Origin of the sequence: Polyangium sp. y55x31 (assembly GCF_029946505.1) — a bacterium.
Lineage (GTDB): Bacteria > Myxococcota_A > Polyangia > Polyangiales > Polyangiaceae > Polyangium.
This window is the reverse complement of record NZ_JARZHG010000039.1, coordinates 64,858-85,994: the sequence shown is the minus strand read 5'-3', so window position 1 is coordinate 85,994 and position 21,137 is coordinate 64,858. Positions and strand designations below refer to the sequence as shown.

20 protein-coding genes are annotated in these 21,137 nt (G+C 68.3%); 9 read left to right on the top strand and 11 right to left on the bottom strand.

Annotated elements, in window-relative coordinates; genetic code table 11:
- The first annotated feature begins 14 nt into the window (after window positions 1–14).
- Genes QHF84_RS41060 through QHF84_RS41045 form a run of 4 tightly spaced genes read left to right on the top strand, consistent with a single transcriptional unit; the run spans window position 15 to window position 3,353 of the window.
- Entirely contained in the window at window positions 15–434 is a 420-nt protein-coding gene (locus QHF84_RS41060; RefSeq protein WP_281319041.1) for an iron-sulfur cluster assembly accessory protein, read from the top strand.
- Window positions 435–486: 52 nt separating this feature from the next.
- A complete protein-coding gene (hscB, locus tag QHF84_RS41055) occupies window positions 487–1,017 on the top strand; it encodes a Fe-S protein assembly co-chaperone HscB (RefSeq protein ID WP_281319040.1) in 531 nt (176 codons plus the stop codon).
- Between the two features lie 15 nt (window positions 1,018–1,032).
- The gene (gene hscA / locus QHF84_RS41050; RefSeq protein WP_281319039.1) at window positions 1,033–2,991 is read left to right on the top strand and encodes a Fe-S protein assembly chaperone HscA; all 1,959 of its coding nucleotides are present in this window, start codon (window positions 1,033–1,035) and stop codon (window positions 2,989–2,991) included.
- Window positions 2,991–3,353 carry a 2Fe-2S iron-sulfur cluster-binding protein gene (locus tag QHF84_RS41045; RefSeq protein ID WP_281319038.1) on the top strand — a complete coding sequence of 121 codons (363 nt, stop codon included), beginning with the start codon at window positions 2,991–2,993 and terminating at the stop codon, window positions 3,351–3,353. The genes hscA and QHF84_RS41045 overlap by 1 nt, the downstream gene beginning before the upstream one ends.
- Here QHF84_RS41045 and QHF84_RS41040 read toward each other — a convergent pair.
- The gene (locus QHF84_RS41040; RefSeq protein ID WP_281319037.1) at window positions 3,350–3,619 is read right to left on the bottom strand and encodes a hypothetical protein; all 270 of its coding nucleotides are present in this window, start codon (window positions 3,617–3,619) and stop codon (window positions 3,350–3,352) included. The genes QHF84_RS41045 and QHF84_RS41040 overlap by 4 nt on opposite strands.
- A 164-nt stretch (window positions 3,620–3,783) precedes the next feature.
- Here QHF84_RS41040 and QHF84_RS41035 point away from each other — a divergent pair, with 164 nt between their 5' ends.
- On the top strand, window positions 3,784–6,072 hold the full coding sequence (locus QHF84_RS41035) for a polysaccharide biosynthesis tyrosine autokinase (protein ID WP_281319036.1): 2,289 nt from the start codon (window positions 3,784–3,786) through the stop codon (window positions 6,070–6,072).
- A 16-nt stretch (window positions 6,073–6,088) separates the two neighbouring features.
- Here the strand turns inward: QHF84_RS41035 and QHF84_RS41030 are convergent, their stop codons facing one another.
- From QHF84_RS41030 to QHF84_RS41015, 4 genes are read right to left on the bottom strand one after another with little or no spacing between them, the layout of a single operon-like run.
- A complete protein-coding gene (locus QHF84_RS41030) occupies window positions 6,089–7,123 on the bottom strand; it encodes a GNAT family N-acetyltransferase (protein WP_281319035.1) in 1,035 nt (344 codons plus the stop codon).
- Window positions 7,124–7,131: 8 nt separating this feature from the next.
- On the bottom strand, window positions 7,132–7,881 hold the full coding sequence (locus QHF84_RS41025) for a polysaccharide deacetylase family protein (protein ID WP_281319034.1): 750 nt from the start codon (window positions 7,879–7,881) through the stop codon (window positions 7,132–7,134).
- Between the two features lie 52 nt (window positions 7,882–7,933).
- Complete coding sequence (locus tag QHF84_RS41020) at window positions 7,934–9,454, bottom strand: MraY family glycosyltransferase (protein ID WP_281319033.1); 1,521 nt, start codon at window positions 9,452–9,454, stop codon at window positions 7,934–7,936.
- Window positions 9,455–9,509: 55 nt separating this feature from the next.
- Window positions 9,510–10,742: a glycosyltransferase family 4 protein gene (locus QHF84_RS41015; RefSeq protein ID WP_281319032.1), complete on the bottom strand. Its 1,233-nt coding sequence runs from the start codon at window positions 10,740–10,742 to the stop codon at window positions 9,510–9,512.
- Between the two features lie 101 nt (window positions 10,743–10,843).
- Here QHF84_RS41015 and QHF84_RS41010 point away from each other — a divergent pair, with 101 nt between their 5' ends.
- The 4 genes from QHF84_RS41010 to QHF84_RS40995 all read left to right on the top strand — a co-directional run bounded on the left by QHF84_RS41010 (window position 10,844) and on the right by QHF84_RS40995 (window position 14,499).
- A complete protein-coding gene (locus tag QHF84_RS41010) occupies window positions 10,844–12,595 on the top strand; it encodes a carbamoyltransferase C-terminal domain-containing protein (protein ID WP_281319031.1) in 1,752 nt (583 codons plus the stop codon).
- A gap of 50 nt (window positions 12,596–12,645) precedes the next feature.
- Complete coding sequence (locus QHF84_RS41005; protein WP_281319030.1) at window positions 12,646–13,230, top strand: Uma2 family endonuclease; 585 nt, start codon at window positions 12,646–12,648, stop codon at window positions 13,228–13,230.
- A 10-nt stretch (window positions 13,231–13,240) separates the two neighbouring features.
- On the top strand, window positions 13,241–13,789 hold the full coding sequence (locus QHF84_RS41000) for a hypothetical protein (RefSeq protein WP_281319029.1): 549 nt from the start codon (window positions 13,241–13,243) through the stop codon (window positions 13,787–13,789).
- Window positions 13,790–13,863: 74 nt separating this feature from the next.
- A complete protein-coding gene (locus tag QHF84_RS40995) occupies window positions 13,864–14,499 on the top strand; it encodes a hypothetical protein (protein WP_281319028.1) in 636 nt (211 codons plus the stop codon).
- 11 nt (window positions 14,500–14,510) lie between these two features.
- Here QHF84_RS40995 and QHF84_RS40990 read toward each other — a convergent pair whose 3' ends face one another.
- The 6 genes from QHF84_RS40990 to QHF84_RS40965 form a co-directional block, all read right to left on the bottom strand.
- Window positions 14,511–16,706, bottom strand: a complete 2,196-nt coding sequence (locus QHF84_RS40990; RefSeq protein ID WP_281319027.1) for a metallophosphoesterase — start codon at window positions 16,704–16,706, stop codon at window positions 14,511–14,513.
- Window positions 16,703–17,971, bottom strand: coding sequence for an ATP-binding protein (locus QHF84_RS40985; protein WP_281319026.1), 1,269 nt, complete (start codon window positions 17,969–17,971; stop codon window positions 16,703–16,705). Before QHF84_RS40985 ends, QHF84_RS40990 begins: the two co-directional genes overlap by 4 nt.
- Window positions 17,972–18,029: 58 nt before the next feature.
- Window positions 18,030–18,797 carry a class I SAM-dependent methyltransferase gene (locus QHF84_RS40980; RefSeq protein ID WP_281319025.1) on the bottom strand — a complete coding sequence of 256 codons (768 nt, stop codon included), beginning with the start codon at window positions 18,795–18,797 and terminating at the stop codon, window positions 18,030–18,032.
- Window positions 18,798–18,960: 163 nt separating this feature from the next.
- Window positions 18,961–19,539 (bottom strand): glycosyltransferase, encoded by a 579-nt coding sequence (locus QHF84_RS40975; RefSeq protein WP_281319024.1) that lies wholly within the window; start codon window positions 19,537–19,539, stop codon window positions 18,961–18,963.
- Window positions 19,536–19,982: a hypothetical protein gene (locus tag QHF84_RS40970; protein WP_281319023.1), complete on the bottom strand. Its 447-nt coding sequence runs from the start codon at window positions 19,980–19,982 to the stop codon at window positions 19,536–19,538. The genes QHF84_RS40975 and QHF84_RS40970 overlap by 4 nt, the downstream gene beginning before the upstream one ends.
- A complete protein-coding gene (locus tag QHF84_RS40965; protein ID WP_281319022.1) occupies window positions 19,979–21,130 on the bottom strand; it encodes a glycosyltransferase in 1,152 nt (383 codons plus the stop codon). The genes QHF84_RS40970 and QHF84_RS40965 overlap by 4 nt, the downstream gene beginning before the upstream one ends.
- Window positions 21,131–21,137 lie beyond the last annotated feature (7 nt).

Below are 21,137 nucleotides of genomic sequence, written 5' to 3'. Positions count from 1 at the left end.
ACGGAGAACGTACGATGAACGCGAGCCAGGAAGTTTCGCAGGGCAACCAGACGGAGCAGCGGGCGCCTGCGCCGACCGACGCGAAGAAGACGATCGGCGTGACCACGGCGGCGGTCGAGGCGATGCGGACGAACCTCGCCAAGCGGGGCACGCCCGACGCCGCGATCCGCGTCGGGATCCGGGGCGGCGGCTGCTCGGGTTTTTCGTACGTCATCGAGTTCGACGACGACGCTCCGCGCAAGGGCGACCTCGTCCTCGAGTTCCCCGAGGACGGCAAGAGCACGGTCCGCGTCTACTGCGACAAGAAGAGCATTCTTTACCTCGGCGGCTCGGTGCTCGACTGGGAGAAGACCCTGATGTTCCAGGGCTTCAAGTTCAAGAACCCCAAGGAAGCGAGCCGCTGCGGCTGCGGACACTCCTTCACCGTCGGCTGAGCAAGCTCCGCGTGTCGCGGCGCGGACGCTGCTTCCAACCGCTCCTCTCACGATGATCGATCCCTTCCAGACGCTGGGCGTCGAGGCCCGCTTCGACCTCGATCCGGACGACCTCGCGCGCCGGCATCGTGACCTCTCGCGCGCGCTCCACCCCGATCGTTACGCGGGCGCGCCCGCGGCGGAGCGGCGTTTGTCCCTGTCGCGCGCGATCGAGGTGAACGACGCCTTCCGCGTGCTGAAGGATCCGATCCGCCGCGCCGAGGCGCTCCTTCGACGTGCCGGCGTGCCCGTTGGAGAAACCGCCGAGCCCAAGCCGTCGCCCGATCTCCTGATGGAGATGATGGAGCGGCGCGAGGAGCTCGGCGATGCGCGGCGGCGCAAGGACCTCGCGGCCGTCCATGCGCTCGCGGATGCGATCCGCCTGCGTGAGCGCGAGGTGCTCGCATCGATGGGCCGCCAGTTTGCAGCTTCCGATCCGGACACGACGAAGCTCGCGGCCGTCCTGCCCGAGCTCGGCGAGCTCCGTTATCTTCGGCGCTTCCTCGACGAGGCGAGCGCGATCGAGGAAGAGCTCTCTTCCTGATCCTGAAAGATCCTCATGGCTCTGCTCGAAATCTTCGACCCCAAGGCGGCTCCGAGGCCGATCGGCATCGACCTCGGCACCACGAACTCGCTCGTCGCGCGTGTCCGTGACGGCAAGCCCGTCGTCATCAACGACTGCAACGCGGTGGCGCTCGTCCCTTCGGTCGTGCACTACGATCCGCGCGGCCGCGTGATCGTCGGGGTCGACGCGCAGCGCCTCGCGGTCGACTTTCCGCGCGAGACCATCGTCAGCGTGAAGCGCTTCATGGGGCGCGGGGCGGACGATCCGGAGACGCGCAGGCTCGGCCCGTACGAGTTCGTCGAGCCGAAGACGCCCGAGGAAGCGAAGAGCGTGCGCTTCAAGGTCCGCGATCGCGCGGTCACGCCCGTCGAGGTCTCGGCCGAGATCCTCCGGGTGCTGCGTTCGCTCGCCGAGGACGAGCTGCGCTCCGTCGGCGGCGCCGTGATCACCGTGCCTGCGTACTTCGACGACGCGCAACGGCAGGCGACGAAGGACGCGGGCAAGCTCGCGGGCCTCGACGTGCTCCGGCTCCTCAACGAGCCGACGGCTGCGGCGCTCGCGTACGGGCTCGAAAAGCAGAAGAACGGCCTCTTCGCGGTGTACGACCTTGGCGGCGGCACGTTCGACGTGACGATCCTCCTGCTCGACGACGGCGTCTTCCAGGTGCGCTCGACCGGCGGCGACAGCGCGCTCGGCGGCGACGACATGGATCGCGCGCTCGCCGAGCGTCTGCTCCAGGAGCTCGGCGTCCCTGCGGAAAACCGCCCGCGTGAGCTCGTGCGGCTCGCGCTCGATACGGCTCGCAAGATCAAGCATGGGCTCACCGAGAACGATCGTGTCGAGGCCGAGATCGAGGTCCCGGGCGGCACGCGAAAGCTCGCCGTCACGCGTGACGAGTTCGAGGCCCTGATCAAGCCGATCGTCGAGCGCACGGGCGTCGCTTGCCGGCGCGCGCTCCGCGACGCGGGCATCGCTGCCGACGAGCTCGACGGCGTCATCCTCGTCGGCGGTTCGACCCGCGTGCCGTACGTGCGGCAGTACGTGGAAAAACTCTTCGGCAAGCCGCCGCTCTGCGACCTCGATCCCGAAGAGGTCGTCGCGCTCGGCGCTGCGATCCAGGCCGACATCCTCGCCGGCTCCAAAGAACGCGCCGACGAGGTCCTCCTGCTCGACGTCCTGCCGCTCTCGCTCGGCCTCGAGACCATGGGCGGCGTCGTCGAGAAGATCCTCCCGCGCAACACCACGATCCCGGCCGGCGCGCGACAAACCTTCACCACGTACGCGGACAACCAGACCGGCTTCGACCTGCACATCGTCCAGGGTGAGCGCGAGCTCGCGGTCGACTGCCGCTCCCTCGCTCGCTTTGTCCTCAAAGGAATCCCGCCCATGCCCGCGGGCCTCGCGCGGCTCGAAGTCACGTTCCGTGTGGACGCGGACGGCCTGCTCAACGTGACCGCGAAGGAGCTCACGACGGGCGTCGAGCAAAAGGTGGAGGTCAAACCGAGTTACGGCCTCACGGACGAAGAGGTCGAGGCGATGCTCATGGCCGCGCTCGATCACGGCGAAGAGGACCTCGAAAAACGTCAGCTCATCGAGGCGCGTGTCGAGGCCGAGCGGGTCGTGCTCGCCACGAAAAAGGCCCTCGTCGCCGACGCCGATCTGCTCGAAGGCGACGAGGAGCGCACGCGCATCGACGAAGCCCTCGCCGGGCTCGAAGAGGCGATCCGGGGCAGCCGTGCGGCGATCATCCGCGGCCGCACCGAGGTCCTCGACGACGTCACGCACGGCTGGGCCGGCAGGCGCATGGATCGCGCGATCGCCAAGGCGATCGCGGGCAAGGACGTGGCGGCGATCGAGAGCACCGTGGCGCAGGCGAGGGGCGTCGAGGCCCACCTCGCCGAGCACGCGGGGCAGAGCGCACCGGAAGGCGACGCCTCCGGGACGGGGAGCTGATGGCAAAGGTACGGTTTTTGGCGCACGGGTCGACGTACGACGTCGAGGTACCGATCGGGAGTTCGCTCCTCGAAGCGGCGCGCAAGGTCGAGGCGCCCGAGGGCTCGGCGTGTGGCGGCGTGTGCGCGTGCTCGACGTGTCACGTCTACGTTTTGCGCGGCAAGGAGCTGCTCACCGAGGCGGAGGAGGAAGAGGAGGACATCCTCGACAAGGCCTTCGACGTGCGGCTGAACTCGCGGCTCGGCTGCCAGGCGAAGATCGTGCGCGAGGGCGACATCGAGGCCGAGATCACGCGCGAGAGCCTCGACGCCTTCTACAACGAGCACCCGCAGTACACGGACCCGCGCAAGAAGAAGGCTTAGCGCTCGTTCTTGTCCGCGGGCTTCGGCTTCGCGTCGGGCAGGGCCGGGGCGCGCTTGGCTCGTTCGACGTTCGCGGCCACCTCGTGGGCGAGGTCGCGCGCTGCGTGCGCGAAGGCTTGCGCCGCCTCGCGCGCCGGCTTCGTGGAGAAGATCGCCACGACGTGTTGCGCCGACGTCTTGCCCCCGACGGGGACGAGGAAAAACGCGAGGCTCCCGAGCAGGAGCACCACGCCGTTCACCAGGCGCTTGACGAGATCTCCGAGCACGTGGGGCCGACCGTAGCCCGCCGAGCCCCGATCCCCCCAATTTTCGGCCGCGATCCTCGCCAGGGAGTAAGCTCTTCCTGCGATCGCGGCCCGCTTGAACATCGGGGGGCGTGGGCGCACCTTAGGCAGGGCCGGCCAGCTCGGCCGCCCCTCGACTTGCCACCGTGACGGACGCACCTCAGACCTCGACCCTGACGCCCAAGCCCGCCGCGGCCGTGGAGCGCGCGCCCGAGGGGGCCCTGAGCCCTGCCATCGTCTGGCAGATGGTCCGCAAGTACTGGTCCACGGCGCTCGGGGCGGCGCTCGTGGTCTCGCTCGCGGCGACGTTCAACACGCTCGGCCAGGTCAAAATCTACCAGGCGCAGTCGACGATCCTCTTCGACCCGAACCCGCCGCGTCCCCTCGGCCAGAAGGTCGAGAACATCGTGGACCTCGGCGCGGGCAGCTTCTGGGACAACCGCGAGTATTACGAGACGCAATACAAGATCATCCAATCGATGAAGGTCGCGACGGCCGTGGTGAGCGAGCTCGGGCTCCAGCACGACGGCGGCTTTCTCGGCAATCTCCCGCCGGGCACGCCCGCGCCGGACGCGAATGTGTCCGAGGAAATCGCGGCGGAGGTGCTGCGGGGCCGCATCAAGGTCGAGCCGGTCAAGGAGAGCCGGCTCGCGGTGGTCAAGCTCGAAGACGCCGATCCACAGCGCGCCCAGCGCATTTTGAGCGTCCTCGTCGATACGTACGTCCAGCAAAACCTCGACGACGCGGTCACCTCGACCGCGACGGCGGCGGATTGGCTGCGCAGCCAGCTCGACAAGCTCAAGGTCGACCTCGAGTCGAGCGAAATGGCGCTGCACGAATACAAGGAGACGAAGAACATCCTCTCCGTCGCGATCGACGATCAGTCGAACATGCTGCGCGAGGAGATGAAGCAGCTCAACGACACGCTGACGACGGTCCGGACGCGAAAAGAAGAGGTCCAGGCGCGGCGGGACGAGCTGGCGAAGGTGAAGGGGGAAAACCCCACGGATTTGCCGGCGAGCGAGCTTCTGGAGAGCCACGTCTTGATGGGCCTCCGGACCTCGTACGAGGAGGCGATCCGCATGCGCGACGGCCTGCTCGGCGAGGGCAAGGGGCGCAATTACCCCGACGTGAAGGAGGCCGACGCGCGGGCCGAGGCGGCGAAGAAGGCGTTGCTCGCCGAGGTGAAGAACATCCAGCGCGCCCTCGACAAGGATCTGGCCGTCCTGAAGCGCCAGGAGGCGGGACTCTCGGGGCTCTTCGAGCGCGCGAAGAAGCAGGCGCTCGATTTGAACCTGCTCGAAATCGAGTACAACCGCCTCCGCCGCTCGAAGGAGAACAACGAAAAGCTTTATTCGCTCGTCCTCGAACGCACGAAGGAGAGTGATCTCGCGCGCGTCCTCCGCGTGAACAACATCCGCGTCCTCGATCGGCCGCTCGTCCCGCGCGCGCCCGTGCGGCCGCAGGTCACGCGCAGCATTGCGATCGGGGTGTTTCTGGGGGTCCTCCTCGGCATTGCGACGGCGCTCGCCCGCGGCTTGCTCGATCGCAGCTTGAAGACGCCCGACGAGGTCGAAAAGGACCTCGGCCTCCCGTTCCTCGGCCTTTTGCCCGAGATCGACGACGGGGGGAAGCCCGGCTCGTATGCGCCCAGGCGGCAGCGGGGCAAGCCGGTGCGCCTGACGAACTCCGAGCTCATCGTGCACGAGCAGCCGACGAGCGGCATCGCCGAGGCGGCGCGCACCATCCGGACGAACCTGCTCTTCATGGCCCCGGACAAACCCTACCGCACCCTGCTCGTCACGAGCGCGGGGCCTTCGGAGGGCAAGACCACGGTGGCCACGTGCATCGCGATCGTCATGGCCCAGGCGGGGCAGAAGGTCGCGCTCATCGATTGTGATCTGCGCCGGCCGCGCGTGCACCGCGTCTTCCGCAAGAGCTCCGACGTCGGCGTGACGACGGCGATGCTCGACGATTCGCTCGACGAGGCCGTGCTCGAAACCGACGTGCCGAACCTGTGGGTGATTCCCGCCGGCCCGATTCCGCCGAATCCGGCGGAGCTGCTCCATAGCGAAAAATTCAAGAAGTTCCTCGACGACGTGAAGAAGCGCTTCGACCGGGTGATCATCGACAGCCCGCCGATCGTGCCGGTCACGGACGCGGCCGTGCTCTCCACGCTGGTCGACGGCACGGTCCTCGTCGTGCGCGCATTCAAGACGACGAAGGACCTCGCGCGGCACGCGGTGCGCGCATTGCAGGACATCGGCGCGACGAAGGCGGGCGCGGTGCTCAACGCCGTGAACTTCAGCCGCCACGAATACAAGTATCGATATTATTACTATCGCCGCGAAGGGTACGAGGCCGACCCGGCGCCTCGTCGATCGCGGGCGGGCGCTTCCGATGGGGACGGCGCCGCGAGCGCGCCACCCTCCTGAAACGCCCGGGCGCGGCTCAGAACATGTCCATGTCGGCGTCGCGGTACTCCCACGCCTGGTAAGGCGCGAGGTCCGCGTTCGACGTCGCGATCGCCACGATGGGCGTCGAGGAGCGCCTCGAAAGAAAACCCAGTGTGGCGAGCGTGCGCCCGATTCGCGGCGAACGCGCGATCGTATAGACCTGTTCGAGGGAACGGCCACGGGCCTCCAGGGCGCAGGCCGCAAACAGCGCCCGGAGCGCGCCGCGGCTCCGCGGGGCGACGAGGTAATCGCCGACGTGCAGGCGCGGCGGCTCGCCAGGGATCGGGAGGCGGGCCGCGGCCCAGCCGCGGAGCACGCCACGCTCGTCGCGGAGTAACACCTCGATGTATTCGCGCCCCGGACGGGACAGGCGCCAGCGGACGTACGCATGCGGGCGTTCGAGCATGCAATCGGATTCGGCGAGCACCTTCGCCATGAAGCCTTGCCATTCGTGCTCGCCCACAGCCCCGATCTCGTACCGATGGCGCCCGAGGCGTAGCGGCAGCATGCGATCGAACACGGCGCCTGTGCATTCCGCCGCGAAGACGCCGGGCCCGCCGAACCGCGCACCGAGCGGGCCAAAGGACACCGGACGCGCGCATCGATCCACGTGGAACATCGCCGAGAAATTGAGGCGGCCCAGATAGATCCGCAGCGCGGTTTCATTGGGCCAGCCGAACACGGCCTCGTAGCCGCGTGCGCCCGCGACCTCGACGAGGTACCGGATGAGCCGCTGGAAAAGCCCCTTGCCGCGGTAGTCGGGATGCGTGAACGCGCTGCTCAGGATTGCGACCGAGACGCGTCGCCCGTTCAGCCGCACGTGTTGCGCGGCGAAACCCACGTAGCCGACCAGCTTGTCGCCGTCGAACACGCCCGCGAGCAATCCCTCGTGCGTGGGGTTCTGGAAGAACCACCAGTCCATGAAATCGGCGTCGAATTCCTCCGGCCGCACGCCGTGGAGCAGCGCGAAGGACGTGATGTGCTCCTGAACCTCGCTGCGCGCGAATGCACGAACCGAAAGCTCCGTCATGGCCCTCCTCAGGCGCGGCGATGCAGGCTCGCGCGCAAGCGGCGCTCCACGCGGAACGTGAGGAGCCGCCGCGCGACGGGCGAGAGACGATAACGATCCCGGGGGCTCTGCATCGACTCGCTGAGCACGTCGCGGTAAAGCCAGAAGATCGAGGTGGCATCGTTCCGCGCCGGGCCGAAGCTCGAACATGCGGCCTCGTACCCGGCGCGGCGAACGGCGCGCACCACGCGCGCGGAGAGCGAGCCGCCCGGATAGGCGAAAAGGGTCACGGGCCTGCCGAGCAGATCCTCGAGATCCTGCCGGCTCCCGCGCAGCTCGTCTTCGAGGCGTGTATCGTCGAGCTGCACGAGATCCGGGTGCGTCCGCGTATGCGAGCCGATCGTCATCCCCGCATCCACGAGCGCCTGGAGCTCCGCGGGGCCCATTCGTTTTGCGCACGTGACACCCTTGCGCAGGTGGTCCGTCGTGACGAAAAACGTCGCCGGGATCCCGAGCGCCCGCAGGATCGGCAAGGCGTGCTCGTGCTGGTTCCGCCAGCCGTCGTCGAACGTCACGAATGCCGAGCGATCGTCCTCCGCGATTCCGTCGCCGATCTTTCGCACGAGGTCCTCGACCGAGCCGAACCGATATCCCCGCCGCTGCAGTTCCTCCAGGTGAAATCGGAACGCCGCGGGGCTGTGCCGGAAAAAGAGCCCATCCTCGGCGGACAGGCCCGCGGCGTCGCCCTCGGGCAGGACGTGATGATAAAGCAGAATCACCGCGCGAGAGCCTTGGCCATCCGAAAGCGGCCGTCAAGCCTCCTCGAAACGCTCAGGTCCCCGACGCGGCCTCGAGCGCCGGCGCTTCGGCCGCCGCCGCCTCCGGGAGCACGCGTGGCGCGAGGCGGCTCTTCACGCGCGCGAGGCTCGCCTCCACCATGTCCGTCACGACCTGGAGCAGCACCTCGGTCTGCGGCGAGACGTCGCCGAAATCGCTGCGCAGGCCGAATTTCAGCTCCGCGCGCGCCGCGTCGTCCCGGCCGATCGGATACCGCGCCGACACCACGTCGCGGCCGTAGGGATCCTCGTCCGTCGGGTTCGTCCAGCGAAACGCCGTCGGTTCGCCCTCGGTCACGGGGAGGATCTCGACGTACGCAAGTTGTCCTTCCTGCGCGAAGATCCCGATCGCCGAGAGCACGTCGGCCTCGGAGCGCGCCGCCTCGAAGCGCGCGGGGAGCCGTGGCAGGAGGCGGCGCAGGATCTCGCTGTCGCGCGAGCGCAGCCGTTCTTTTTGCCGCCGCCGACCGTGCACCTGCTCGAAATAACCCACGGCGCGCACGAGCCCGATGAACACCACGCTGCTCGCCACGAGCGCGAGCCCCACCTGCCAGCTCCGGCCGAGCGAGATCCCGATCGCCGCCACCGTGAGAAGCACGCTCACGCCGTAAATGATGAGCACCGCGCGGCGATGCGTGATGCCCATGTCGAGCAGGCGGTGATGGATGTGCCCGCGATCCGGCGAGAACAGCGGCCGGCGTTCGAGCCAGCGCCGCACCATCGCGAACAGCGTATCGAAGATCGGCACGCCGAGCGCCACCACCGGCACGAGCAGCGACACCGTGGTCGACGCCTTCTGCGTCGCGCCGATGAGCGACGTCGCGGCGATGACGTAGCCGAGGAAATAACTCCCCGAGTCGCCCATGAAGATGCGCGCCGGGTTGAAATTGTAAAAAAGAAACCCGATGATCGCGCCCATCATCGTCGCCATGAAGAGCGCGGGCAACGTGCCGAACGAGAGATAGGCGACGACGAAATTCGTCAGGGCCGCGAAAAACACCACGCCCGCGGCGAGGCCGTCGAGCCCGTCGATGAGGTTCACCGCATTCACGATGCCCACGATCCAGAGCACCGTGATGGGCAGGGCGAAGATGCCCATCGAGAGCTCGCCCACGAAGGGCAAGGAAATCGCCTCGATCCGGAATCCGCAGGCGAACGCGAGCACGGCGACCGCGACCTGCGCATACAGCTTGTGCAGCGCCCGGAGGCCACGCGTGTCGTCGATCGCGCCCACGGCGCAGAGGATCGCGCCGCCCGCGAAGAGGCCGATGACCTTGCGCACGTCCTGCGTGAAGGCCTGCGCCACCACCGATTGCACGAAAAACAGGCCCACGAGCGGCGCGAAGAACCCCGCGACAATCGCGAGACCGCCGAGCCTCGGCGTCTCGTGACGGTGCACGTGTCTGCCGCCGGGACGTGAGACCGCGCCGAGCCGAAAGGCGAGGAGGCGCACGAGCGGCGTGAAAATCCCACTGACGAGCGCCGAGAGCGCGAACGCCGCCAGGTAGGTCCTCATGAGCCGATGCCTCCCATCATCGCTGGATCTTGGTTGTTCGGTGGTCCTTCCACATTCACGCGCGATGCGCGAGCGTCGCGCGTTCTTTCGACGCCTCCTCCAAGAGGGCGCGGAAGCGGGCGGAGGATACGGGACGATCGTACCGCTCGTCGAAGATCCTGCGGGCCCGCGCGCCCTTCTCGTCCCAGGCGGCTTTCCGCGTGACCGCGTCTTCGAGCGCGCGGCACAGGCCCTCGACGTCGCCGGGGCGGCCCGTCCAGCCGAGATCGTCCTCGCGCACCACGCGGGCGACCTCGCAGCGCGGCGGTCCGAGGTAGATCACCGGCCTTCCCGCGGCGAGCGCGCCGTAGAGCTTGCTCGGGACGAGCAAACCTTCGAGATCCTCGCGCAGCGATACGAGGTGGACGTCCGCGGCCGAGAGGCTCTCGCCGATCGCGTCGTGCGGCTGATACGGCAGGAAACGCACGTTTTCGAGGCCTTTCGCGAGCCCCTCGGCCTCGGCGCGCCGCACGCCGTCGCCGATGAACAGCACGACGAGCTCGGGCAGCTTGTCTTTCAGGCGTCGCGCGGCTTCGACGAACGTTCCGACATCGTGCCCGATGCCGAGGTTGCCGCTGTACATCGCCACGAATCGTCCGTCCAAACCGTGGGTTTTTCGGAAAGGATGGTTCTCGCGTCCGCGTGGCGACACGAGGCGGCCGTCGGACCAGTTCGGAAGGACGCGGATGCGCTCGCGGGGCGCGCCCTGCGCGACGAGGCGATCGGCCATGCCCTCGGAGAGCGCGACGATGCGCGCGGCGGCGTGGTGCGTGGCCTTGCCGAGGCCGAGCAGCGCGAGCGACGCGGGGCCGCGCGGCGCGAGGTAACCGAGCTGGATCGCCGCCTCCGGGTAGACGTCTTGCACCCACGTCACGAGCGGCAGGCGGCGGGCGAGGGAGACGAGCGCGCCGCCCGCTGCGATCATCGGCGGGGTCGTGAGCACGACGAGCACGTCGGGTTTTGCTTCGCGGGCGGCGGCGAGCACGCTCGTCGCCCAGAACGACAGATAATCGGCGAGGCGGCCGGCCATCGTGGCCTTGCCGAAGCGCGTGGCGAAGGGGCGGACGACGTCGACGCCGCCGAGCCGTTCGCGGGCGGGAAGCGCGTCGCCGCCGAGGTATCCGCCGCGGCTCGCAATGACCGTCACGTCGTCGCCCGCGGCGGCGAGGTCCTCGCAGAGCTCCGTGAGGAGCTGCGAGGTGGCGGCGTGGTCGGGGGCATAAAATTGGTTGACGGCGACGACGCGCATGCGAAGGGGATCCCGCGGGCCCGGGCCGAGCCGGCTTGACGCTGCCCGCTTTCGATCGCTACCTTTCGCCTCCGCGCGACGCGAGCGCAACGGAGAAATGAATGTCTCGTCTGGTCTTGGGCATCAATTCGGCCCACGGGGATGCGTCGGCGGCGCTCATCGGTGAGGGGGGCATCCTCGCGGCGATCGCCGAGGAGCGGATCAACCGGAAAAAACACTGCGCAGGTTTTCCGCGCCTCGCCGTGGCCGAGGTCCTGCGCCTCGCCGGGGCGAGCCCGGGGGACGTCACGGACATCGCGGTGGCGCGTGATCCGCGGGCAAACGTCGCGGCGAAGGTCGCGTTCATCGCGTCGAGGCCGTTCACGGGCGTCCCGAGCGCGGTGAAGCGGCTCGCGGTGCATCGCGAGGTCGCGACGAGCGGCGGGCTCGTGGCCGAGGCGCTCGGCGTCTCCGAGGCCTCGATCCGGGCGAAATTCCACCGGGTCGAGCATCACCTCGCGCACGCGGCGAGCGCGTTTTACTGGTCGCCGTTCGAGCGGGCGACGGCGATCACGTGCGACGGCGCCGGCGATTTCGCGACGAGCCTCGTCGGCCTCTGCCAGGGCAATCGTATCGAGATCCTGCGCAAGAACCTCTGGCCGCACTCGCTCGGCGTGTTTTACACGGCCATCTGCCAGTTCCTCGGCTTCGACAGGTTCGGCGAGGAATACAAGGTGATGGGTCTGTCGGCGTACGGCGTGAATCGATTCGCCCGGGAGATGCGCCGCGTCGTGCGCTGGGATCCGGAGCAGGGCATCCGGCTCGATTTGACGTGGTTTCGGCACCACAAGACGAGCGAGGGAATGGAGACCGTGGAGGGCGAGGAGATCCAGGTCCCGCGGCTCTGGTCGGACGCGATGGCATCGCTCTTCGGCCCGGCGCGGCGGCGCGGGGATCCGATCACGGATCGGGAGCGGGACGTCGCGGCGTCGCTGCAGACGCGGTTCGAGGAGGTGTATCTCGCGCTGGTGGCGGACGCGGTCGAGCGCACGGGCGTGCGCAGCGTGGCGATGGCGGGCGGCTCGGTGCTGAATTCGGTCGGCAATGGTCGAATGATCACGGAGGGCTGGGTCGATCGGGCTTATTTCCAGCCTGCGGCCTCGGACGACGGCACGGCCGTGGGCGCGGCGCTCTGGGTGAAGCATGGCGTGCACGGCGAGGCGCGGACGCCCGAGGTGCGGCATGCGTACTGGGGGACGAGCTTCCGCGACGACGAAATCGAGGCGGCGCTCGTGCAATCGGGCCTCCCGTTCCGCAAGCTCGGCCGGGACGAATTGCTCGGGGCGGCGGCGCAGGCGCTCTCCGAGGGCAAGATCGTCGGCTGGTTCCAGGGCCGCGAGGAATGGGGCCCGCGGGCGCTCGGCAACCGCAGCATCCTCTGCCACCCCGGCTGGCCGGGGATGAAGGCGACGCTGAATGCGCGCATCAAGAACCGCGAACCATTCCGTCCCTTCGCGCCCGTCGTGCGGCTCGAAAAGTTGAGCACCTGCTTCCGCGGCGATCACGAGGTGCCGTTCATGATCATCGTCTACAAGGTCCGCCCGGAATGGAAGGACAAACTCTCGGCGATCACGCACGAGGACGGCACGGGGCGCGTGCAGACGGTGCGTCGGGCCGAGAATGAATTGTATTACGACCTGCTCGGGGTCTTCGAGGAGAAGACGGGGATCCCGGTGCTGCTCAACACGTCGTTCAACGAAAACGAGCCGATCGTGCACACGCCCGACGAGTCGATCGATTGTTATCGGCGCACGAAGATGGATGCGCTGGGGATCGGGTCGTTCTGGCTGGAAAAACCGGGCGGGGAGGGCTGACGGCGTCGCGGCGGGCGTGCTACGTTATGGGTTGAGGTGCGGGGGCGGTCATGGCGGAGCCGGCAGGGAAGCACGGCGTTACGTTCGCCGATTATTTGGTCTTCGAGCTGGCGAACGAGACGAAGCACGAATACGTGGACGGGCAGATCCTGGATAGGTTCGGAGACACGCCGGACCATGGGCTCGTAACGGCGAATGTGTCGGCTGAGCTGGGCAGCCAACTGCGCGATCGGCATTGTCGCGTTTTCAGCCCAGATGTCCGTATCCGCGTCCAAGCGACGGGCGCGTCGATGTATCCCGACGTAACCGTTGTTTGCGGCAAGCTTCAGCTCGATGCCGAAGACAAGGACGCGATAGTAAACCCCATCGTGCTCGTGGAAGTTCTTTCGCAGCGCACCGAGGCGTACGATCGTGGCAAGAAGTTCGCCCATTACCGGCGAATCCCCTCGCTCCGCGAATACGTACTGATCTCGCACCAGACCAAGCGTATCGAGGTCTACCGGCGAGCCGATGGCGGCGGCTGGATGCTGCACGAGGCGGAGTGCGGTTCGATCGACCTCATGTCGATCGGCTGCGTGCTCTCGGTGGACGAGGTATACCTGGGAGCCTTCGAAGAACCCGAAATCGCCTCCTGACTCGAAGCTCATGCCCTCCGTCCTCCGCGCCGCCTTCGTCCGCGTCCCTGGCCAGCGCGATCGCATCTACGTCCACCGGAGCGACGGCACCGAGGTCTCCTGGGTTTTTCCGACGTACGGCGACGAACTGCCGCACGACCTCGTGCACCTCGTCGTCGAATCGGCGTTTGGATTGAAAAAGGGATTCTGGGGGCGAGTCGATGCGGGCGTCGATCCGGCGCGCATCAACGAGGAAGCCAATCGCAAGGGCGGAGGAAACAAGTACGTGGGTTTTGGCGACGACCTCGAGGAGCTTCTGCTCGCCGAAGGGCTCGCGGGCGCTCCCTGGTCGAACGAGGAGGTCTCCGACGCCGCGATTCGGGAGGTCATCGCGACGAATTGCGCCCGCATCGGTGTCGAAGCCGGCGCCGCGCTCACGCTCGATCGGGTGCGCGAAGTGCGGCGCGTGCTCCCTCGCCTGCGGCAGCAGTGGCGCGCGTTTGCAGGAAAAGGGACGATCACGCTCGTCTTCGACCCGCAAGATCCGGCCCGGGGGTTTGCTGCGCTCCTCCCCGCGTGACGCGGCGCGAGATTGCGCCGCCCGCTCGCTTCATGGTACCTTGCGATATCGCATCAACGCCGAGGAATGGCATCATGGCGAGATTGCTTGGTATTTGCTTGATGGTCGCCGCGCTGCTCACGACGGCGTCGCTCGTCCGGGCGGAGGAGACGTTGCCCTCGGCGCCGGCTGCGCCGTTCACCTACGATCCCACGCTCCTCGCGGCGGGGCCGCGAATGTGCAGGCCCGGCGCGCAGGCTCGTTGCGCCTGCCAGGATGGGCGGCCGGGCACGCAGACCTGCGATTCGCGGGGCATCTTCTCGCTTTGCGCGTGCGCTTCGGTGACGATCGACGTCCCGCAGTTGCCCGTGGTCTCCGCGGCCCCCGTGGAGGTCGACGTGGAGCGGCTGCGGCGGCCCAAGAAAAAGAAGAAGACGCGCTCGTCCGGCGTGGGGCTCCTGATCGGCGGCGCCGTCACGCTCGGAATGGGCACGGCGAGCCTCGCCTGGGGCATCGATCGGGTGCGGGACAAAGGAAACGACCCGCTCGGCATCGTGCTCATCTCGACGGGCGGAACGGCCATGCTCGTGGGTTTGCCGCTCACGATCGTCGGCATCGTCTTCGTGGCGACGCGCCCGTCGAACCCGGACAAACTTTCGGCCGAGACGCGGAAGGACGAGAGCAAAGTCCGGTTCATGCCCACGCCGGACGGGTTTGCCCTTTCGTTCTGAGAACGGCGCCCCTACCAGAACAGATGCAATACGAGGATGTCCCGCCCGGCCGGGGTCTTCTCGTGCTCGATGCGAGGCTCCTCGTTGCCCTCGCCCGTGTGAACGACCACGAGCGCGCCGTGCGCGACCTCGCCGGTCTGCAAATGGCGTTCAACTTCATCCAGTTTTCGTGGCGCGACGTCTCCAGCGCGCCTCAGCAATTGCACATCGATCACCGAACGGACCGCCGGTTCCTCGTTAGCATTGCCGATGAGGATGTAGGGCCGCAGAGCGGGGTCGTGTAAGGATGGAACGAAAACGATGCCATCGACGACATGACTCAGCGCCGCGGCGATGAGCGGCGAGAGCATACCCTCGCGGAATGCGTCCTTCGCCACCTTGCCGCGGACCTTCCGGTGGATGAACTCCGCCACCCGCCCGAGCGCTTTCTCCAAGAATTGCGGATCCGACCTCGGAATACGCGTCGGTCCTCCCGCTTCGAGCTCGTCCGCGGCCGTCTTGCTCAGCGCCGTGCTCATGCGCCGCTCGTCCACCACGTTCGCGAGCAATGCCGGATCGTCCACCTTCGCCGCCGCCGCGCGCGCCACCTTTTTCGCGACCTCTTTTGACATCCGGCTGCTCGGCGCCTCGATGCCGAGCACCTTCGCGACCTGCCTTTGCACGGCCTCCGGCGCGGCTTCCACGGCCTCCTCCGTCGCCTGGGCCAGATGCCTCCGCAATACGCTCGGCGTCCGCTTCTTCTCGGGCACACTGAACGTGTGCGTGTATCCGTCCCTCGCGTCGTCCGGAAAAACCTTGGTATCGAGCACCCACGGATCCGCGCCCGAGGTGTACGTGTACGGGGTGATGCGCACCTTGCCCGAGCGCGGACGCAGCTCGCCGAGCAGGCAGCCATTGGGCCACGGGCTCCCCTGGTAGGCCGACGGCGCCGCGAGCTCGACGAAACCGCCGCGCTGCGAGGCGATGCCGCGGCTCTTCGGCTGGTGCATGTGGCCGCGCAGCACGAGGTCGAAGAGGCGCTCGAAGCGTTGCTCGATGATGTCGCGCTCGAGCTCGTGCAGCTCCTCGAACGGGTGGTGCATGAGCGCAATGGCGGCCTGCGCGCCCTCGTCCGAGATGCGATCGCCGGCGCGATCCACGTTCGGCTCGCCGAGCCAGAGTTTTCCGTGGTCGTCGTCGCCCTGCGCGAAAAACGCGGAATTGAACGACGCCACCGCGATCCGGACGCCGCGCACCGTCACGACCTCCACCGCATTCGCGCCCACGCCGAGGCCGAGCGCGCGGTCCTCTCCGAGCAGCGGCGCGAGCACCGCGCGATACGCTTCGAGCTTCTGCGCATGGAATCGCCGCGCGTGCTCGTCCTCGAAGAACGCGATCGCCTCTTCGTCCTTGTCGAGCGTGCGCCGGAGCCATCGGCCCACGTCACGGTCGACGTCGTGGTTGCCGGGGACGACGAAGAAATGGGTCGGCTCGACGCCCGTCACCTCGAGGATACGCCGGAAGAGGTCGACCACGAGCTCGAACTCTTCGGGTTTGCCGCTGTGGGCGAGGTCGCCCGTCACGAAAATCAGATCGAGCGGAAACCGGTCGCGGTCCTGCTCCAGGAAATCGACGAGGCCGCGGAGCACGCGGTCCTGATCGTATCGCTTCACCCGCTGGGGCCTCAAATGGAGGTCCGAGAGGTGGAGGAATCGAATGGGCGGCTCCTCCGAGGGCACGCCTGGCGCGCGCTCCGGCAAGGCGCCGAGCTTCCGCGCGATCGCGACGAGCTCCGCGGGCGCGGGCAGCTCGTACGTACGCGCGGCCCACGTGAAGAAATCGGGCGCTTTTTGCCGAAGGATTCGCTCCGTCTCCCGGGAGACGACGAGCAGCACGGGCCCGGCGAGCCGGCGCAAAAACTCGCGCTCGGCATTCAAGAGGCCCGCGAACGCGCCGCCGCTGAACGGGCCCCACGGCGCCGCGGAGAGCACGTAGGCGTCGGCCGCGCGCTCGTGCGTGAGCTCCACCCAGCGCGCGGGGCCCATGTCGACGTCACACGCGCCGAGGTCCTCCACGCGCATCGGCGCCCTTTGCAGAATGCCCACGAGCAGCCTGCGCGCCTCGTCGAGCGTCGCGTCGGACTCGGCCACCACGACGAGCAGGGACGGCGAGCCCTGCGCCAGCGAGATCCTCGCGGAGAGCTCCTCGATGCGCGCTTCCGGCGTCATCCGGCCCAGTTCTCCATTTGCCGGAGGAGCTGCTCGACGGGATCGGGGAGCGAATACCAGGCGATGCCATTGCGATATTCGATCACCCAGAGCCCGTAGAGGAGCTGCTTCGTCACGTCCCCCTGACCTTCGAGGCGGAACTCGCGCCGCACCTTTTCGAGCACCGGCAAAAAGCGAGGATCGTACGCGCGGCGGAAGGATTCTCGCTGATCGGCGATCGCGGCGGCGACGTCCTGCTCCTCGATGAACGTGCCGCGGCGGACGTGCGCCTTGACCACGCTCGATTGGAGGAGCCGCGCGAGCTCGCGGATGTTGCCGCCCGAGCCCACGATCGCGCGCTCGACGGCCTCGGGCATCACGATCCGCGCGTCGATCGGCTCGACGCGCGCCTCCACGATGCGGCGCATGATGCTCACGCCCTGCTCGGAGCGCCTGCGCGTGTTCGTGTGCGGGTTGAGATCCCAGAGACGAACCGCCGGCAGGACCGCGCTTCCCGCGTTGTTGTACCTCTCCGAGAGCACGTTGAACGTGGGCTCGTAGATCAACGAAATCGGGATCGTCAGGATCGCCGCGCCCGGCGCCTCGACCATCGGCTTCTTTTCGTCGCCGAGGAACGCGTCACGCGCCTGCACGGGCGGGAGTTTGTCGAGGCCATCGAGCAGCACGACGGGCCTGTGCTCTTCGAGGTCGTCGAGCAAGCTTGCGAGCATGTCGATCGGCTCGAAGCCCGATTCCTTGATTTGCCGGCGCAGCTCGTCGCGCAGGAGCTTGCTCTCGCGCACCGTGGAGAGCAGCCGGCGGAGCGCGGCGCCGAGGGCGTCGAGGTCGGGCGCGACGGGCGAGCCGAGCAGGCGTTCGAGGGCGCTGCGCAGCATCTCGGCCGTCTTCTCGGAGAGGCTGATGCCCGCTTGTTTCACCTCGGCCACGAGCTCGGCCTTGGCGGCGAGGTACATCTCCAGCGAGCCGAGATCCTGCACGGCCGTTTGCGCTTCGAGGTCCACGAACGCGACGAGCCGCCCCTCGCGCCGCAGCCGGTGGGCGATGCTGAGCAGCAGCGTGGTCTTGCCGCAGCCGGGCTGGCCTGCGAGCAGGAGCTTGGCGTTGTCGTTCAGGTCGAGCGCGGCTTCGAGCTCGGCGCGATAGTGCTCGTGCGCTTCCGGGACGTACGACGAGCCGGGGCCGTCGTCGGCGTCGAGGTACGGCCGGTAAATTGGGTCGAAGACCCGGGTCAGCGCGCGGAATTTCGCTCGAGGATCGGGGCTCATGCCGGCACCTCCAATCAAACTAGCGGCCTCGCGGCCGCAGGGCAAGCGGGCGGCACGGTCAGGCCCGGGGCTTCTGCGCGACGAGGAGCTGGATGTCCCCGATCTGCGTGACCACGCTCTGCCTCCGGCGCTCCCACGCGCCCGGGTCGAAATGGCGGAGCGTGCGCCCGAGGACGACGCCGACGAGCACGTTTCGCAGGCGCCGCGCCACGTACCTCGGCGCCGAGCGCTCGAACGAGGGCGTCGAATACACGACGTCGAGGCCCGCGGCCCAGACGAGGCGCGAGAGCGAGCCGTACGAGAAGACGTGAATGTGCTCGGGCGGGCAGAACCAGTGCGAGCGCGCCGCGACGTCGCGCTCCGAGGCGTCGCCGCAGAGGGGCGTATCGCAAAAGAAAAAACCGCCCGGTTTGAGGACGCGTCGCACCTCGCGCATCGCGGCGTGCGGGTCGCGGACGTGCTCGATCACGGCCCAGGACGTCACGGCGTCGAAGCTTCCGTCCTCGAACGGCAAGCCTCCCTCGGCGTCGAGGTTGCCCGGAAAAACCTTGACGCCGGGCGAATATTCCCTTCGCACCGAATAATCACACCCGACGGCGTCGAACCCGGCTTCGAGGGCCTGCGAGAGGAATCCGCCTTCCCCGCAGCCGACGTCGAGCAGGCGGCCTCCAGGCTGATGGCGACGCACGAGCGCGAGCTTCGCGGCGTGGCGCTTCGGCATCTCGCGGGCGAACCGCTCGGCGCCCATACCGGCCGTGTAGCTCTCGGAAAAACCTGCGTAATGCTTGGCCAGCTCCTCCACCGTGGGCAGAACGTTCGATTGCACGGTGCCGCAGGTGGCGCAGCGGAAACAAGCGATCTCTTCGAATATCTCTTCCGGCGCTCCACGCGCCCCGCAGATTCGGCACGCGGAACGCGTGTGTTCGCGGGTCATGCTCATCGCGCCGCCGAACGTAGCGGGAGCGCGGCGCGGGGGCAAGCGCGCGGTTTCATCGGACGCGCAGCCGATCGAGCCGCGGGCCCAGCGCGGCGAGCGCGTCCAAGGCGAGTTTTCCGAGCCGCGGCGCACGCGCGCGGGCCGGGCCTTCGGCGAGCGCGCGCGCCACGGGCAAGAGCCGCGCAGGATCCTCGTCCCGCGGAGGACCACGCCGCGCCTCTCCTCGCGCATACCGCAAGAGCGCTGCGCGGAGCGATTCCGCGTCCTCGACGACCTCGATCCGCCCTTCTCCCCCGAGCGCCGCGACGATTTCGAGCTGGTGATCGTTGACGATCTCGCCGAACCCAGCGCGCCGCGCGGCGACGGTCGGGCGATGGCCACGGCGAAGCGCGTCGGAGAGCGTGCCGACACCCGCATGGCAGACGACCACGTCGGCGTGATCCATTTCGCGCTCGAATTCAGCGCGGGAGAGGTGCTCGCGTGGCGTGAGCGCGCGCGGACGAACCTCACTCGGGCCGTGCTGGCAGAGGCCTTCCACGGGCACGGGGAGCGCGGACGTGGCCTCGTCGACCCAGCGGAGGAGCCGGTCGAAGGGGACGAGCGCATTGCCGACGGTGACGAAGATCCTCATCCGAAGTGAATGCTCGCCTTCTCGGCCCGCGGGAAGAACCGCGCGAGCGTGTCCCATTGATAAAAGAAACGATGCGCGAGCGGCGCCATCAGCCGCCCCGTGAGCGTGGGCCGGACGATCGCCGCGGCCGTCTCGACGAACACGACCCGCGCCCGCGTGCCCATCCGCGCCACGACCGCGACCGGGACCGCCGGTCCCGCGCCGGCCGAGAGCACGATGTCGGGATCCTCGTGGCGTAGGATCCGCGCGGCTTCGAGCAGGTTCAAGAGCACACGAACGTCTCGCTCGGCGTGCGCGATGCGATAGACCCGGGCGAACGGAAAATCGGGCAATGCGGCATCGTCGTTCAGGACGAGGACGACCTCGTGGCCGGCGAGGACCGGCGCGAGCTGCATGATCTCGGTCAGGTGACCGCCGACCGAGGAGACGACGAGGATCTTCACGCCCGCCTCCCGCCGCCGACGATCGCCTCGTAATGCCCGAGCATCTGCTTTGCAATGGCATCCCAGCCAAACCCAGCGGCCACGGCGCGCCCCGCTTCCCCCATGCGCCGTGCGCGGGCGGGGTCTTCGAGGATCGCGAGCAGCGCCTCGGCAACCCGCTCGGGCGTATTCTCGACCCAGGCGCCCGCACCACGTTCTTCGAGGACTTTCCAGGGGCAAGCCTTGCTCACGACGACGGGCGTGCCCACGGCGAGGGCCTCGGCCACCACGATCCCGAAATTCTCGCCGTGCGAGGGCAACACGAGGGCCGTGGCCGACGCGAGGAGCTCAAGTTTGTCTTTCCCGTACACAGGCCCGAGGAACCGCACGCGGGGGCGGGGCGTGGCGCGAGCGAGGAGCGCCTCGACGCGCGCCTGCTCGCCATCCTCGTCTGGGCCGGCGACGAGCGTCTCCACCTCGGGCATCACGGCCGCGACGCGAGCGAGCGCAGGCACGAGCACATCGAACCCCTTGACCGGATGGATGCGGCCCAGAAAGACGATCCGCGCCTTCTCGCGAGGCACGTCGGGGAGCACGTCGGGCAAATCGACACCGTTTGGCACGACGAACGTGCGCGCGCCGGGGACGTGGCGGCGAATCTCGCGTGCTTCCTCGTCGCTCGTCGCATGCACGCCCGCGGCGGAGAGGACGTTCCTCCGCTCGACGAGCTCGAAATACGGCGCCTTCTTCCAGCGCTTCGAGCCGATGGCCCACGGCATGAGCGTGCCCTGGGGCGAGAGGACGGCGGGCACACCCGTGCGTCGCGCGAGGGCCATGGCCGCGGCCGAGGAAAACGAGAACAAGGCCGTGACGTGGACCAGGTCCCACCGCGGGATTTCCCGGGCGAGATGAAGCGCGAGAGGCGCGGACACGGCGAACCGCGTGCGAGGCCTGCGCGGAAAATAACGAACGGGCACGCCCTCGGCGAGCGTCTTTTCCGCGTGGGGCACGGCCAGATCCCCCGCGCCGTCGGCGTCCGTCGTGACGACCTCGACGTTCACGCCGAGGCCGAGGAGGCGCTGGCAAAGGCGGAGTACGCCTTCGATCGGTCCGCCGTACCGCGTCGCGGGCCAGAAGCTCGGAATGACGTGGAGGACGCGGAGGGGCATGAAAAAC

What these genes read in the sequence shown, in the direction of transcription:
- QHF84_RS41060 (WP_281319041.1), top strand. Translation starts at nt 15, where the DNA reads ATGAACGCGAGCCAGGAAGTTTCGCAGGGCAACCAGACGGAGCAGCGG.
- hscB (WP_281319040.1), top strand. Translation starts at nt 487, where the DNA reads ATGATCGATCCCTTCCAGACGCTGGGCGTCGAGGCCCGCTTCGACCTC.
- hscA (WP_281319039.1), top strand. Translation starts at nt 1,033, where the DNA reads ATGGCTCTGCTCGAAATCTTCGACCCCAAGGCGGCTCCGAGGCCGATC.
- QHF84_RS41045 (WP_281319038.1), top strand. Translation starts at nt 2,991, where the DNA reads ATGGCAAAGGTACGGTTTTTGGCGCACGGGTCGACGTACGACGTCGAG.
- QHF84_RS41030 (WP_281319035.1), bottom strand. Translation starts at nt 7,123, where the DNA reads ATGACGGAGCTTTCGGTTCGTGCATTCGCGCGCAGCGAGGTTCAGGAG.
- QHF84_RS41020 (WP_281319033.1), bottom strand. Translation starts at nt 9,454, where the DNA reads ATGAGGACCTACCTGGCGGCGTTCGCGCTCTCGGCGCTCGTCAGTGGG.
- QHF84_RS41015 (WP_281319032.1), bottom strand. Translation starts at nt 10,742, where the DNA reads ATGCGCGTCGTCGCCGTCAACCAATTTTATGCCCCCGACCACGCCGCC.
- QHF84_RS41010 (WP_281319031.1), top strand. Translation starts at nt 10,844, where the DNA reads ATGTCTCGTCTGGTCTTGGGCATCAATTCGGCCCACGGGGATGCGTCG.
- QHF84_RS41005 (WP_281319030.1), top strand. Translation starts at nt 12,646, where the DNA reads ATGGCGGAGCCGGCAGGGAAGCACGGCGTTACGTTCGCCGATTATTTG.
- QHF84_RS41000 (WP_281319029.1), top strand. Translation starts at nt 13,241, where the DNA reads ATGCCCTCCGTCCTCCGCGCCGCCTTCGTCCGCGTCCCTGGCCAGCGC.
- QHF84_RS40995 (WP_281319028.1), top strand. Translation starts at nt 13,864, where the DNA reads ATGGCGAGATTGCTTGGTATTTGCTTGATGGTCGCCGCGCTGCTCACG.
- QHF84_RS40990 (WP_281319027.1), bottom strand. Translation starts at nt 16,706, where the DNA reads ATGACGCCGGAAGCGCGCATCGAGGAGCTCTCCGCGAGGATCTCGCTG.
- QHF84_RS40985 (WP_281319026.1), bottom strand. Translation starts at nt 17,971, where the DNA reads ATGAGCCCCGATCCTCGAGCGAAATTCCGCGCGCTGACCCGGGTCTTC.
- QHF84_RS40975 (WP_281319024.1), bottom strand. Translation starts at nt 19,539, where the DNA reads ATGAGGATCTTCGTCACCGTCGGCAATGCGCTCGTCCCCTTCGACCGG.
- QHF84_RS40965 (WP_281319022.1), bottom strand. Translation starts at nt 21,130, where the DNA reads ATGCCCCTCCGCGTCCTCCACGTCATTCCGAGCTTCTGGCCCGCGACG.